The sequence below is a fragment of the Phocaeicola barnesiae DSM 18169 = JCM 13652 genome (assembly GCF_000374585.1).
Lineage (GTDB): Bacteria > Bacteroidota > Bacteroidia > Bacteroidales > Bacteroidaceae > Phocaeicola > Phocaeicola barnesiae.
On the sequence record NZ_KB894643.1, the window covers coordinates 204,998 to 219,574 of the forward strand.

The following is a 14,577-nucleotide window of genomic DNA, read 5'->3' on the forward strand; positions in this document are numbered from 1 at the left end:
AGAGATAAAAAAACAATAAACAAAAAATAATCACATCTAAATGGCAACTTTACAAACAATTCGAAGCAAAGGACCTTTATTGGTCATTGTAATCGGTCTTGCCCTTTTTGCCTTTATTGCAGGTGATGCCTGGAAAATCCTCCAGCCTCATCAGGGAAAACAAGACGTTGGAGAGGTGAATGGAAAAGAACTTTCCGCACAGGATTTTCAGAAAATGGTAGATGAATACAGCGAAGTCATCAAAATGACTAACGGACTGAATTCGTTGACAGATGAACAACTTACCAACATCAAAGACCAGGTATGGCAGTCTTACGTCAACAACCAGTTGATTGCTGCAGAAGCAGAAAAACTGGGTCTGACTGTAACAGACGCAGAAATCAAGGCTATCATCGACCAAGGTACACACCCGTTGCTGATGCAGACTCCTTTCCGCAACCCGCAAACAGGTGCTTTCGACAAGGATATGCTGAAAAAGTTCCTGGTAGACTATGCTAACCTGAACAACTCTCAAATGCCGGCACAGTATGTAGAATACTATCAGAAAATGGGTAATCTGTGGAATTTCATCGAAAAGACACTGAGAGAATCTACTTTGGCAGAAAAATATCAGAATCTGATTTCCAAATCTCTGATTTCGAATCCTGTATCTGCAGAAGATGCATTTAAGGGACGTACCGAGCAAAGCGATTTGTTAGTAGCTGGCGTACCTTATACAGCTATCAGCGACTCTACAATCCAGGTCAGCGATGCAGAAGTCAAGGATTTGTACAACCAGAAAAAAGAACAGTTCAAACAGCTGGTAGAAACTCGTGATATCCGTTACATCGACATTAAAGTCGTACCTTCAGACGCCGATAGAAAAGCCGTTCAGGAAGAGGTAACAGAATACAGCAACCAGTTGGCAAACACTACTGCTGATTATGCCGCTTTCGTACGCACCACTGGTTCAGCTGTATCATATTCAGATGTTCCGGTCAGCAAAAACGTATTACCGAGCGATGTAGCTGCCCGTCTGGATTCTACAGCCATCAATGAAATTTATGGTCCGTATTACAATCAGGCAGACGACTCTTACAATGCGTTCAAGATTATCGCTAAAGTAACTGCCCCAGATTCTATCCAGTTCCGTCAGATTCAGGTCTATGCTGAAGACGAAGCCAAGACCAAGACTTTGGCTGACAGTATCTACACTGCGCTGAAAGACGGAGCCGATTTCGCGGAACTGGCCAAGAAGTACGGTCAGACCGGTGAAGCAACCTGGGTAAGTGCCAGAAGCTGGGAAGGAGCAGAACTGGATGCTGAAAACAGTAAGTTCATCAATGCCTTGATTGACCAACCGGTTAAGGACATTACCAACCTGCAGATTGGACAGGCGAACCTGATTCTGCAAGTAATGGACAAGAAGGCTAACCAGAACAAATACAAAGTAGCTATCGTGAAACGTCCGGTAGAGTTCAGCAAGGAAACTTACAACGATGCCTACAACAAGTTCAGCCAGTTTGTTGCACAGAACACTACCATCGCAGATATGGAAAAGAACGCTGAAGAAAATGGATACTCCTTGATTCCGCGTACCGATTTCTCCAGTGCAGAACATTATGTAGGTGGTGTAAAATCTACCCGCGAAGCTTTAAAATGGGTATTCGCCGCTAAACCAGGAGAAGTTTCTCCGTTGTACGAATGCGGTGAAAACGACCACCTGATGGTTGTAGCACTCGACAAGATTCATCAGGCAGGATATCGTGACATCAATTCTGTAGCAGACATGCTCCGTACAGAAATCCGTCGCGACAAGAAAGCTGAACAGCTGATGACACAGATGAAGGGATTCAACTCTCTGGCACAGGTGAAAGCAATGAACGGTGCTGTCAGTGATACCGTAAAACATGTAACTTTCTCTGCACCTGCTTACATTTCTGTAGCTAGAGCCAGCGAACCGGTTATCGGTGCCTACGCTGCCAAGACTGCAGTCAATCAGGTAAGTGCTCCGATTAAGGGTAATGCAGGAGTTTACATGATTCAGGTTCTTCAAAAAGACAAGACCGCTGAAACATACGATGCTAAAAAAGAAGAAACAACATTATCGAATATGGCCGCACGCATGAGCAGCCAGTTCATCAATGATTTGTATCAGAGAGCCAATGTCGTAGACGAACGCTATCTGTTCTTCTAATCATTAAGCGACACCTGTTTATCTGAACAGATTATATAGCAATGTTTAGTCAGGCCGTCTTGAAAGCTTATGCCATCAAGACGGCCTGACTTCATTAATAGCTGCCCAAGTTGATATTCCATATCTGATATATACCACAAAAACATACAATATGAAAAAGATATTTAACCTTAAACTATTTGTCATAATCTGCTGTTTAAGTCTATTCAACAGTTGTACAGAAGAAAAAGCAGAGAACGGAAGAATAACAACCGATGAACAATACCATGCCAATATTTTCGCCGGAACATCATTAGAAACTTTTTATTATTGGAACAAGGATATATCAAACGATCTGCTAAGACTGAATCCGGAAACAAACACAGACCCCATCACAACTGTCAATGAAATCCGTTACCATGAAGGAGATACAGAAATAGACAGATGGACCATGCTGACTGATGACTTTGAAAGTTTCAACAGCAGCCTGGAAGGTGTCTATACTACATATGGTTATCAACCTATAACTTATCTGCTGGATGAAAGTACAGGGCAATGTGTTTCGGCCGTGGCTTATGTATATCAAAACAGTCCTGCAGAAAAAGCAGGCTTAAAGAGAGGTGACATCATCTATGAAATTGACGGAAAGCCATTGACTGTAAACAATTATACAGACTTATTCTATTCTTCTCAAATCACACTTTCACTAGCTGCTTACGATGCAACAATCAACACAATTGTGCCAACAGAACAGACGGTTACAATGCAAGCTGTTGAAATGTATGAAAATCCTATTTTATGTTACAAAACCATTGATTTAGATAACGGGAATAAAATTGGCTATCTGGCCTATAGCAGTTTCGATTTAAATTCAATACCCGAACTGATTGAGATCTGCAAAGATTTTAAGGCAAAAGGAGTCAAGAAGCTTGTATTAGATTTACGTTATAATGGTGGCGGTTATGTTATCACAGAAAATGTACTGGCCTCTATGTTTGCCCCACAAGACGTAGTTGACTCCAAAGCAATATTTGAAAAAGAAGACTACAATGAGCTACTGACCGCATCCGGGTGGAGCAGTGTCACCCGTTTTACCACTACCTTCAATTATGAATCGGTAGGGCTAAACGTCAGCACTGAGGGAGCAAATATCGGTTTAGAACACATTTATGCCCTCATAGGCCCTAATACAGCCTCAGCTTCCGAAGCTTTGATAGGAGGCCTGATGCCATATATGCCTATCACACTGATAGGTGAACAATCGCATGGCAAATATTGTACAGGTATACCTCTATCCAGCAAAGAACTTTATGATATGATGGAAGAAGTTACTCCAACTGCAATCAAGAACTGGGGAATTTATGTCATGATAAGCATCTACATGAACAGCGAAAATGAAACCCCTTGTATGCCTAACGGACTGACACCAGATATTAAAGCCACTGACGACCCCATGCAGCCCGTACAACTGGGAGATGAAAATGAGGCATTGCTCCGTGTCGCATTGGAAAAAGAAGGGAAACAATATCCCGAAACAAATGCACTTTCACGAAGCATAATACCTTGGCAAAAGGTGAAAGGACAGCCGCAAAAAGCGAACTTCGGCAAACGCATTCTTTTACCTGCCGCCGACAGACCTATAACTTTCAAGAAATAAAGCTGAAATAGCCGAAAAAGCCTGTACGTACACCTCATCCTTTATACGTACAGGCTTTTCCTATCTCCCTTCCCCATTTTCCACTTCGACATAAGCCTGATAACGGGTTTCAGATACTACTGGAGTAAGCGAAAGGTATCCCTGAAGAATACGGCCCTCATCAGAAACCGACAAGGGAGATTCGGCCATAAGCCTGTGATGTTTCTCGATAGCTTCCCCATCAGCCTGAAAATGTTCGACCACGTATTTTCCTGAAGAAGAAGGAGCCACATAACGGTCGAAAAACAACCGCGATACGACTCCCATATTCATCCGGAGATTGATTTCTACACAAGGATGTATCACATATTTTCCAGCTTCATGACAAATCATCATATCTACGCCCAGATAACCGGTATAATCCCCTCCCAATAAAGCACGAAGACAAGAAAGCAAGCGTCCCTTCACCGCGTGCAATGTCTCCCAAGGAACATACTCGGACAAACGCTTTTCTATCACTGAATCCGGCAATAGCAGATTCAATTTATAATTTCCATGGGAATCCGTTTCAAACAGGGAATATCCCGCAAAAGAGACACCGGCAATCCCGTCAGCATAAAATTCCATGGCGAAATCGCAGACCTTCTGATACAAGGGTTCTCCCATGATTCCTCCTTGCGTCCGGATGATACGGGCCACCCAACCTTCTACATTCTCACTCCAGCTGTCCGGAGATATGCGGAGAAGTCCTCTCCCACTCCCCGACCAGGGCGATTTCAAGATCGTCTCGCCGGCATCTTCCATGAAATTCCTGACGTCGTCTATCGTCAGGCATTCTACAGCCTTCCCGCAAATGCCATCCATGTCACCGAATTGTTTCAGGACTTCTACACAACGCTGTCTTCCGGAAAGAAAACGTATCCGCCTCAGTTCCGTCTCATCCGGACAACGCTCTGCAGGCACCCCTTCGCTCCGCAAGCGATTCACCAAAGCAGGGTCCCATCCCCACGGGGAAATAGACGTTCCTTCCCAGGTCGTCGCGGTCACACCCTCAGGATGTACCCCCATCGAGATACATTCCGCCAGAAAAGAAGCAGAAAGACACTCGTCGGCCACCTTCACCCCACTCCCCTTCTCGGCATACCACAAGGGCAGGTAAGACAAATCCTGTCCCATTCGGATTATTTCGCGGGGAGGACGATAATAAGGTGTAAAATTAGCCAAAGCCATGTCATGCTCCGGGTTAAACAAATAAAGCCAGCCATTCATACAGATTGAGCTTTCAGATGAGACACAAAGTTACATGAAAAATTTAAATTTTGACAACTCCAGTTTGCAATATCATGAAGTATTCTTATCTTTGCAGGGTAGAAACAGAAATTCATGGAAGCCTTTTATAGAACACACAGCTACTTGGTAGAGCATACCAGCGCCCCGGTACGCCGCGATTTGATGGACGAAATAGACTGGAATGCCAGACTAATCGGAATCAAAGGGACACGTGGAGTGGGAAAAACCACATTCCTGCTACAATATGCCAAAGAAAAATTCGGATTAGACCGTTCCTGCCTGTTCATCAACATGAATAATTTCTATTTCTCAGAAGTCAGCCTGGTAGAATTTGCCGGAGAATTCGTAAAACGAGGAGGAAAGGTACTTCTCATCGACCAGGTATTCAAGTTACAAGACTGGAGCAAGGCGCTCCGTACCTGCTACGAGAAATACCCGAATCTGAAAATCATCTTTTCCGGGTCTTCCGTCATGCGTCTGAAAGAAGAAAACCCAGAGCTGAACGGCATCGTACAGTCCTACAACCTGCGAGGCTTCTCTTTCCGCGAGTTTCTGAACCTACAGACCGGCAACCATTTCACCCCTTATACCCTGGAAGATATCCTGCAGAACCACGAACACATCGCGAAGACGATTCTTCCACACATCAACCCGCTCAACTACCTGCAAGACTATATTCACCATGGTTTCTACCCGTTTTTCCTCGAAAAGCGGAACTTCTCAGAGAACCTGCTGAAAACCATGAACATGATGATCGAGGTTGATATCCTTTTAATCAAACAAATTGAGCTGAAATATCTTTCAAAGATAAAAAAATTACTATATTTGTTGGCGGTTGACGGCCCCGGAGCTCCTAACGTAAGTCAGCTGGCGACCGAGATACAGACATCACGTGCCACCGTAATGAACTACATCAAATACCTGGCAGATGCAAGGCTTATCAATATGGTATATCCCAAGGGAGAAATGTTCCCGAAGAAACCGGCCAAGATAATGATGCACAACACCAACCTGATGTACAGTATCTATCCGGTCAAGGTCGAAGAGCAGGACGTGCTGGAGACCTTTTTCGTCAATACCTTGTGGAAAGACCACAAAGTGAACAAAGGCGACAAAGGGACCTCTTTCCTGGTGGACGAGAAACTGCACTTCCGGATTTGCAGTGAACACAGCAAGGTGAAAAGCAATCCGAATGTATATTATGCCATGCACAAAATGGAAATGGGACACGGAAACCAGATACCTTTATGGCTGTTCGGTTTCCTGTATTGATACGAAAAAGATAACAGATTCTAATTTTATATTACCTAACATAATTGAGTAATTGTATGACTAAACAAAAAAAATTCATCACTTGTGATGGTAACCAAGCTGCAGCACATATTTCTTATATGTTCTCGGAAGTTGCAGCTATCTACCCCATCACCCCGTCATCTACTATGGCTGAATATGTAGACGAATGGGCTGCCGCAGGTCGTAAGAACATCTTCGGCGAAACAGTTCTGGTTCAGGAAATGCAGTCTGAAGGTGGTGCTGCCGGTGCAGTACACGGTTCTCTTCAGGCTGGTGCTTTGACAACTACTTACACTGCTTCTCAGGGTCTTCTGCTGATGATTCCTAACATGTATAAGATTGCCGGTGAATTCTTGCCTTGCGTATTCCACGTATCAGCACGTACATTGGCTTCTCATGCTTTGTGTATCTTCGGCGACCACCAGGATGTCATGTCTACCCGTCAGACTGGTTTCGCGATGTTGTGCGAAGGTTCTGTACAGGAAGTTATGGATTTGGCCGGTGTGGCTCACTTGTCAACAATCAAGTCTCGTGTTCCGTTCGTAAACTTCTTCGACGGTTTCCGTACTTCTCACGAAATCCAGAAGATCGAAATGCTGGAAAACGAAGACCTCGCTCCGCTGGTAGACCAGAAAGCTTTGGCTGAATTCCGCGAACGTGCATTAAGCCCGAACAAACCGGTTGCACGCGGTATGGCTGAAAACCCTGACCACTTCTTCCAGCACAGAGAATCTTGCAATCCGTTCTATGAAGCAGTTCCTGCTATCGTAGAAGATTATATGAATGAAATCAACAAAATCACCGGACGTCACTACGGTCTGTTCAACTACTACGGTGCCGAAGATGCAGAACGCGTCATCATCGCAATGGGTTCAGTAACAGAAGCTGCCCGCGAAGCTATCGACCACCTGGTTGCTAACGGCGAAAAGGTAGGTTTGGTTTCTGTACACCTGTACCGTCCGTTCTCTGCTAAGCACTTCCTGGCTGCCGTGCCTAAGACTGCTAAGCGTATCGCCGTACTCGACCGTACCAAAGAACCGGGCGCTAACGGCGAACCGTTGTACTTGGATGTAAAAGACTGCTTCTACGGAACAGAAAACGCTCCGTTGATTGTAGGTGGACGTTACGGTCTGGGTTCTAAGGATACTACTCCGGCTCAGATTCTGGCCGTATATGAAAACCTGGCATTGCCGACTCCGAAAGACCACTTCACTATCGGTATCGTAGACGATGTAACATTCACTTCTCTGCCTCAGAAAGAAGAAATCGCTTTGGGCGGCGAAGGCATGTTCGAAGCTAAATTCTACGGTCTGGGTGCCGACGGTACTGTAGGTGCCAACAAGAATTCAGTGAAGATTATCGGTGACAACACCAACAAATATTGCCAGGCTTACTTCTCTTACGACTCTAAGAAATCAGGTGGTTTCACTTGTTCTCACCTGCGTTTCGGTGATCATCCGATCCGCTCTACTTACCTGGTAACTACTCCAAACTTCGTAGCTTGCCACGTACAGGCTTACCTGCACATGTACGATGTAACCCGTGGTCTGCGTAAGAACGGTACATTCTTGCTGAACACTATCTGGGAAGGCGAAGAACTGGCTAAGAACCTGCCGAACAAGGTTAAGAAATATTTCGCAGAAAACAACATCACTGTATACTACATCAACGCTACTAAGATTGCTCAGGAAATCGGTTTGGGCAACCGTACCAACACCATCCTCCAGTCTGCATTCTTCCGTATCACAGGCGTTATCCCTGTTGACCTGGCTGTAGAACAGATGAAGAAGTTCATCGTGAAGTCTTACGGTAAGAAGGGTGAAGACGTAGTTAACAAGAACTATGCTGCCGTTGACCGTGGTGGTGAATACAAACAGCTGACTGTTGACCCGGCTTGGGCTAACCTGGAAGTGGAAGGCGCTGCTGCCAACAACGATCCTGCATTCATCAACGAAGTAGTTCGTCCGATCAATGCACAGGACGGCGACTTGCTGCCGGTATCAGCATTCAAGGGTATCGAAGACGGTACATGGCATCAGGGAACAGCTAAATACGAAAAACGTGGTGTAGCTGCTTTCGTTCCGGAATGGAATCCTGAAACTTGTATCCAGTGTAACAAGTGTGCTTACGTTTGTCCTCACGCTGCTATCCGTCCGTTCGTACTGGATGCCAACGAACAGGCTGGTGCTAACTTCCCGACATTGAAGGCTGTAGGTAAGCAGTTCGACGGTATGACATTCCGCGTACAGGTAGACGTTCTCGACTGTCTGGGTTGCGGTAACTGTGCCGATGTATGTCCGGGCAACCCGAAGAAGGGTGGCAAGGCTTTGACTATGAAGCCGCTTGAAACTCAGATGAGCGAAGCTGCCAACTGGGCTTACTGCGCTGAAAACGTGAAGACAAAACAACACCTGGTAGATACCAAGGCTAACGTGAAGAACTCTCAGTTCGCTACTCCGTTGTTCGAGTTCTCTGGAGCTTGCTCTGGTTGTGGTGAAACTCCGTACGTAAAACTGATTTCTCAGTTGTTCGGTGACCGTGAAATGATTGCCAACGCTACCGGATGTTCTTCTATCTACTCTGGTTCTGTTCCTTCAACTCCGTATACAACCAACGAAAAGGGTCAGGGTCCGGCTTGGGCTAACTCATTGTTCGAAGACTTCTGCGAATTCGGTCTGGGTATGGAATTAGCCAACAAGAAATTGCGTAACCGTCTGGAAGACGCCATGAAGACAGCTATCGCTGCCGAAGGTACTCCGGCTGAATACAAGGAAGCATTCCAGGAATGGATTGACGGCCGCAACGATGCAGACAAGAGCAAAGCTGCCGCTGAAAAGATTATTCCGTTGGTAGAAGCTGCAAAAGACAAGTGTGCCGCTTGCGCTACTATCGCCGAATTCAAAGACTATCTGGTAAAACGCTCTCAGTGGATTATCGGTGGTGACGGTGCTTCTTACGATATCGGTTACGGAGGTCTTGACCATGTAATCGCTTCTGGCGAAGATGTAAACATCCTGGTATTGGATACTGAAGTTTACTCTAACACCGGTGGTCAGTCTTCTAAGGCTACTCCGCTGGGTGCCATCGCTAAATTTGCCGCTTCAGGTAAACGTGTACGTAAGAAAGACCTGGGTATGATTGCTACTACTTACGGTTATGTATACGTTGCTCAGATTGCTATGGGTGCCGACCAGGCTCAGACACTGAAGGCTATCCGCGAAGCTGAAGCTTATCCTGGACCGTCATTGGTTATCGCTTACGCTCCGTGTATCAACCACGGTCTGAAAGCCGGTATGGGTAAATCTCAGGCTGAAGAAGCGAAGGCTGTTGAATGTGGTTACTGGCACTTGTGGCGCTTCAACCCGGCTCTGGAAGAAGAAGGTAAGAATCCGTTCTCACTCGATTCTAAAGAACCGAACTGGGAAGGCTTCCAGGATTATCTGAAGGGTGAAGTTCGTTTCGCATCTGTAATGAAACAGTATCCGGCAGAAGCTGCCGACCTGTTCGCTGCTTGCGAAGACATGGCTAAGAAACGTTACGCTTCTTACAAGCGTATGGCTGCCATGGACTGGTCTAACGAAGAATAATCCATTCCTCGCATAAACTTAGAAGAGGACATTCCAAACGGGGTGTCCTCTTTTTTATTTGCCCGGGAATCCCTATCTTTGGCCCGAAAAAACGAAACATAACCCTTAATCCCTACCACATGAAATACTTGATTGTATCCGATATACACGGAGTGCTTTCCACGCTGGAACAAGTGCTGGACTTTTATCAGAAGAACCGATGTGACATGCTTTGCATCCTGGGCGATGTCCTCAATTACGGTCCCCGTCACGAAGTACCCGAAGGAATCAACGCGAAGGGGGTTGCCCAACGCCTGAACGGCATGGCCGACCAGATAGTGGCCGTCCGCGGAAATTGCGACTCGGAAGTAGACCAGATGATGCTGGATTTCCCGGTCCTGTCCGATTACCTGCAACTGGTAGACAACGGGAAACGGCTCTTTCTGACCCATGGACACATCTATAATGAACAGCATTTCCCGAAAGGCCATCACGATTTCTTCTTCTACGGACACACCCATCTCTGGGAACTGGAACAGACGGAGCAGACCGTGGTCTGCAATACGGGTTCCATCACGTTGCCCAAAGGAGGAAACGAACCGACCTTTGCCGTCTACGAAGACGGAAGTGTAACCGTCTACCGGCTGGACGGGACTCCCCTCAAACACCTGAGCCAGTCTTTCTGAAGCCCCAGATGCAGAAAATCCCTCCCGCTACTTCCATGCAGCAGGAGGGATTTCCGTTCATGTTCCGTTCCCGGTCAGGATACACCCGGAATCACAACTGATAGAATTTCTCCATCATCTCTTTCTTGTATTTCTTTGAAATCATTAATTCCTCGCCGAGATTGAAAGGCGGATACATGATACACTGGTTCTCTTTCACCATCACCAGATAGTTCATATTGATAATATAAGACTGATGAATCTGGACGAAGGAATTGTCGAACTCGCAGAGCTGATCGGCGGTAGTATTCCGTTTGAGCGGCAGGAACGAGCCGTTGGACAAGGCTACTTCCCAGATTTTCCGCGAAGAGACGTAACGGAAATAACCGATTTCAGACGGACGCACAAAACGCAAGTCTCCGGTCGGAGTGAACAGCATGAAAGGTTTGTCTTCATCCAATACCATCCGTGGTGCGGACACTTCACTTGTGTCGCCCTCATCCAGCAACAGACGTTTCATCACTACTTCCATCTCATTGACATCAATCGGTTTCAACAAAAAATCGAAAGCCCTACTACGCAACGCATCTATCAGGTATTTATTGTAAGCCGTATAGAATACAATCTTCATCTGCCAGTCAACGGTTCCCCTCAAACGGGTGGCCACATCCATCCCCATCATATCGGGAAGTTCCACATCCAGGAACAACAGCTCCGGTTTTGCCTTCTGAACCAGCTTGAGACCGGCAGCACCTGTTCGGGCCACTCCCACGACCGACACCCCCTCGTATTTCTTGAGCAGAAAACAAAGGTTGTCTATTGCACTTTCTTCGTCATCGATGATGACAACTTTCATCTTGGTTTCCATAGCTGTTATCTAAGTTGATAAGAATAATTCAACGGAATTGTAAAGCGGATTCTACATCCTTGTTCCCCATTCTCCAGCGATACATTCTCCACGGTCAGCACAATCGGCTGCTTGTTGCAGGCATTCAGCATCTGAATGGTTTGTGTGATTACCTTCAATCCGGTGCCTGTCCCTTTGAAAGCGCTGTTCCGCCGGTAGCCTCCTCCATTGTCACAGACAATCACTTCCAGCTCATTGTTCTTCATCGCCTTCACTTCCACCCATAGTTTCTTTGCCCCTTCCTTGGCCCGCAAGGCATGCTTGATGGCGTTCTCCACCGGAATCTGAATCAGCATGGAAGGAATCCGGACATGAGGCAGGGAAAGGGCATCGTCTATCCGCCGGATGTACTCGAACTGCTCCATCCCCTCGCTCTCAAGGGCTACATAGGTATCGACAAAATCAAGTTCTTCGGCCAACGAGACCGCTTCCTTATCGGTCAGTTCCAGGTTCCAACGAATCAGTTTGGCCAGGTTCATCAGCTTGTTATGCTGGGCAACACCTTGTGTACTTGCCAGTTCCCGGTTCAGCACATTGAAGATGAAATGAGGGGAAATCCGGTTACGGGCGTTCTCCAGACGAAGCGCCGCTATCGCACGTTGCAGGTTCCACTGCTCACGGTCGCTCTTCCGCTTCCTGTAAATCACCACCAGGGCAGATACGGCCAATACCAGCAACAGCCCCGAAGCCAAGCCATAGGTTACCTGATGCAGGCGGAGCACTTCATTCTCCTGTTGTTGTATCAGCAGCTCCTTCTTCATCAAGGTACTGTCCTGCTTATACTTCAAAGCGATTTCTTCGGCCCGCATCCGGATACGTTCACTCCGGATGGAGTCATCTATCTTCTCGTTCTCTGCCTGATACCGGTAAGCGGTCCGGAAATCTCCCTTTTCGGCAAAATAATGTTCCAGGTAGCGGTTCCGGATGTGCAGCATGTTAGGTTCGATGTATTCCGGAACAACGGCTTGCTTCAGGTATCGGGTAGCCAAGTCCACCTTTCCCTGCTTCAGGGCCAGTTCAATCAGTTGGGTATCGATATAATAAAGAGCCGATACATTTCCGGTGCGATGGAAATAATCGTAACAGAGTTTCAGATAATAGGTAGCCGAATCTGTCTGATTCATCAGCATGAACACCTCACCCAGATTGACCATGGTCAGGTTCCGTTCGAACTCCAACTCCGGATATTGTGACACCAACGCCAGCGAACGTCTGAAGTAAGTGAGAGCGGTCTGATAATCATCACGGAAATAATAAGAATTTCCGCGGTTATTCAGGTAGATATGCTTTTCGTAAGGACGCATCCGGTCAAAATACTGGTACGCCAGGTCGTAATAGTAATCACAATCCTTGAAATTCCGGAGTTCCATCTCCACCTGGGCCAACCCATAATAAGCCGGGAAGCGGGTATAGTCGGGCAACCGGAGTGAATCCATCACCGACAAGCTGCGCCTGTACCAGAAAGCCCCCCAGTCGTAACGGCCGTCACGCACATACGCGTCGGCCAGGTTCAGGCAGATATCCGGCATAATCCGGGCATTCCCCGATTTCTGCACGTAATAGTAGGATTTCTCGAAAGCCCAAATCATGGAATCTATCTGCGCTTTCCGCCCGTAGATGTTTCCCCGCATGTTAAAGAAGTCCGCCCAGATAGAGAAGACCCGCTTATCCTCCGCAAACCGGTTTCCGAAACGCTCCACCTGCTTCAGCATCACGATGGAAGTGTCAAAGCGGCCTTCATAAAAGGCTATCTTCGATTTCAACAACAAGCAGCGGTAATACCAGAAGCTGTCGGTAGTAACCTGCAGCATGCTGTCTACCTTCCGTACAACGTCACTGGAAGTATCGCCCATCGACGCGGACAAATCGAACAGAAAGGAATCCATGTCTTCTTCCGGCCTGTTCGTCTGAATCCGGTTGCAGGAAAAGATGCCACCCAAACACCCTCCCATCACACACATCGCAACAATATATAGTAATGCCTTTAGCTTCATTCTTCATTTGATTATCCTACAAAAGTAAACAAGTAGAAAATAGAAACAAAAAATATTTAATCTTTTGTTAACCAACTAGAAAAAAGTTTTACCTTTGGACTAATGAAATTTTAAACAACAACTATCATGAAAACATTGTCGAATGATAAAATCACGCTACAGATTTCTGAATCAGGAGCTGAATTGACCAGCATTGTAGCCAATGGAAACGAATACTTGTGGCAGGCCGACCCGAAATTCTGGCAACGCCACTCGCCGGTATTATTCCCTATCGTAGGAAGAGTCTGGAACAACCATTATACCCACAAAGGAAAAACCTACGAACTGGGACAACACGGATTTGCCCGCGACATGGATTTCCAGCTGAGCTATGAAGAAGAAAACGCCGTAGTCTACTCCCTGGAAAGCAACGAAGAGACACTGGCCAAATATCCTTTCCCGTTCGTTCTGGAAATCGGCTATCGGTTAAAGGAGAACCACATTGAAGTCATCTGGAACGTACAGAATACAGGGGAAAAGGAAATGCATTTCCAGATTGGTGCCCATCCGGCATTCTATTACAGAGACTTCAATGTATTGGACGAAGTACATGCCTATGTCGGCATAGGTCCCGACGCGAAAGGACTGCAATACATCAGCCCGGTGGAAAAAGGATGCGTATCTCCGGCCCGGCATACCCTCAGCACCCAGGACGGCCTGATGGAGATAGGACGTGAGACCTTCGCCTGCGACACTTACATCTTCGATAACAGCCAGGTGAACCATCTGGTACTCTGCGACAAGGATAAGAAACCTTACCTGAGCATGCAGTTCTCCACACCGCTGGTGGCTATCTGGTCGCCCAGCGCCGTGCACCCGGATGTTCCGTTCATCTGCCTGGAGCCCTGGTACGGACGATGCGACCAGGTAGGCTATGACGGCGAATTCAAAGACCGGGAATGGATGCAACACCTGAAACCGGGCAAGAGCTTTACCGGCGGATATACCATCACCCTGGAAGATATCTGATGATAGAGAACCATTCCGAAAAATACAGCGGACGAAGATTCCGGAAGTTTCAAATCTACCGGG

General features: G+C 46.7%; 9 protein-coding genes. 6 read left to right on the top strand and 3 right to left on the bottom strand.

What is annotated here, in order from left to right; all coding sequences use genetic code 11:
* The first annotated feature begins 40 nt into the window (after window positions 1-40).
* Window positions 41-2,176, top strand: a complete 2,136-nt coding sequence (locus tag C510_RS0100865; RefSeq protein WP_022339462.1) for a peptidylprolyl isomerase — start codon at window positions 41-43, stop codon at window positions 2,174-2,176.
* A 151-nt stretch (window positions 2,177-2,327) separates the two neighbouring features.
* Window positions 2,328-3,812 carry a S41 family peptidase gene (locus C510_RS0100870; RefSeq protein WP_018709445.1) on the top strand — a complete coding sequence of 495 codons (1,485 nt, stop codon included), beginning with the start codon at window positions 2,328-2,330 and terminating at the stop codon, window positions 3,810-3,812.
* Window positions 3,813-3,872: 60 nt separating this feature from the next.
* Here C510_RS0100870 and C510_RS0100875 read toward each other — a convergent pair whose 3' ends face one another.
* Window positions 3,873-5,060, bottom strand: coding sequence for a hypothetical protein (locus C510_RS0100875; RefSeq protein ID WP_018709446.1), 1,188 nt, complete (start codon window positions 5,058-5,060; stop codon window positions 3,873-3,875).
* 114 nt (window positions 5,061-5,174) lie between these two features.
* Here C510_RS0100875 and C510_RS0100880 point away from each other — a divergent pair, with 114 nt between their 5' ends.
* From C510_RS0100880 to yfcE, 3 genes are all read left to right on the top strand, one after another.
* Window positions 5,175-6,353, top strand: coding sequence for an ATP-binding protein (locus C510_RS0100880; protein ID WP_018709447.1), 1,179 nt, complete (start codon window positions 5,175-5,177; stop codon window positions 6,351-6,353).
* Window positions 6,354-6,409: 56 nt separating this feature from the next.
* Complete coding sequence (gene nifJ, locus C510_RS0100885; RefSeq protein WP_018709448.1) at window positions 6,410-9,961, top strand: pyruvate:ferredoxin (flavodoxin) oxidoreductase; 3,552 nt, start codon at window positions 6,410-6,412, stop codon at window positions 9,959-9,961.
* Between the two features lie 119 nt (window positions 9,962-10,080).
* Window positions 10,081-10,626, top strand: coding sequence for a phosphodiesterase (yfcE, locus tag C510_RS0100890; protein ID WP_018709449.1), 546 nt, complete (start codon window positions 10,081-10,083; stop codon window positions 10,624-10,626).
* Between the two features lie 91 nt (window positions 10,627-10,717).
* Here yfcE and C510_RS0100900 read toward each other — a convergent pair whose 3' ends face one another.
* Together C510_RS0100900 and C510_RS0100905 are read right to left on the bottom strand one after the other, a co-directional pair.
* Window positions 10,718-11,473 carry a LytR/AlgR family response regulator transcription factor gene (locus tag C510_RS0100900; RefSeq protein ID WP_018709451.1) on the bottom strand — a complete coding sequence of 252 codons (756 nt, stop codon included), beginning with the start codon at window positions 11,471-11,473 and terminating at the stop codon, window positions 10,718-10,720.
* Between the two features lie 5 nt (window positions 11,474-11,478).
* Complete coding sequence (locus C510_RS0100905; protein WP_154651927.1) at window positions 11,479-13,506, bottom strand: tetratricopeptide repeat-containing sensor histidine kinase; 2,028 nt, start codon at window positions 13,504-13,506, stop codon at window positions 11,479-11,481.
* A 126-nt stretch (window positions 13,507-13,632) separates the two neighbouring features.
* On the opposite strand from C510_RS0100905, the gene C510_RS0100910 reads away from it, so the two are divergent.
* Entirely contained in the window at window positions 13,633-14,514 is an 882-nt protein-coding gene (locus C510_RS0100910) for an aldose 1-epimerase family protein (RefSeq protein WP_018709453.1), read from the top strand.
* The last annotated feature ends 63 nt before the right edge of the window (window positions 14,515-14,577 follow it).

Excerpts from the sequence above, each read along its gene's own strand:
- C510_RS0100865 (WP_022339462.1), top strand. The coding sequence starts at position 41 with ATGGCAACTTTACAAACAATTCGAAGCAAAGGACCTTTATTGGTCATT.
- C510_RS0100870 (WP_018709445.1), top strand. The coding sequence starts at position 2,328 with ATGAAAAAGATATTTAACCTTAAACTATTTGTCATAATCTGCTGTTTA.
- C510_RS0100875 (WP_018709446.1), bottom strand. The coding sequence starts at position 5,060 with ATGAATGGCTGGCTTTATTTGTTTAACCCGGAGCATGACATGGCTTTG.
- C510_RS0100880 (WP_018709447.1), top strand. The coding sequence starts at position 5,175 with ATGGAAGCCTTTTATAGAACACACAGCTACTTGGTAGAGCATACCAGC.
- nifJ (WP_018709448.1), top strand. The coding sequence starts at position 6,410 with ATGACTAAACAAAAAAAATTCATCACTTGTGATGGTAACCAAGCTGCA.
- yfcE (WP_018709449.1), top strand. The coding sequence starts at position 10,081 with ATGAAATACTTGATTGTATCCGATATACACGGAGTGCTTTCCACGCTG.
- C510_RS0100900 (WP_018709451.1), bottom strand. The coding sequence starts at position 11,473 with ATGGAAACCAAGATGAAAGTTGTCATCATCGATGACGAAGAAAGTGCA.
- C510_RS0100905 (WP_154651927.1), bottom strand. The coding sequence starts at position 13,506 with ATGAAGCTAAAGGCATTACTATATATTGTTGCGATGTGTGTGATGGGA.
- C510_RS0100910 (WP_018709453.1), top strand. The coding sequence starts at position 13,633 with ATGAAAACATTGTCGAATGATAAAATCACGCTACAGATTTCTGAATCA.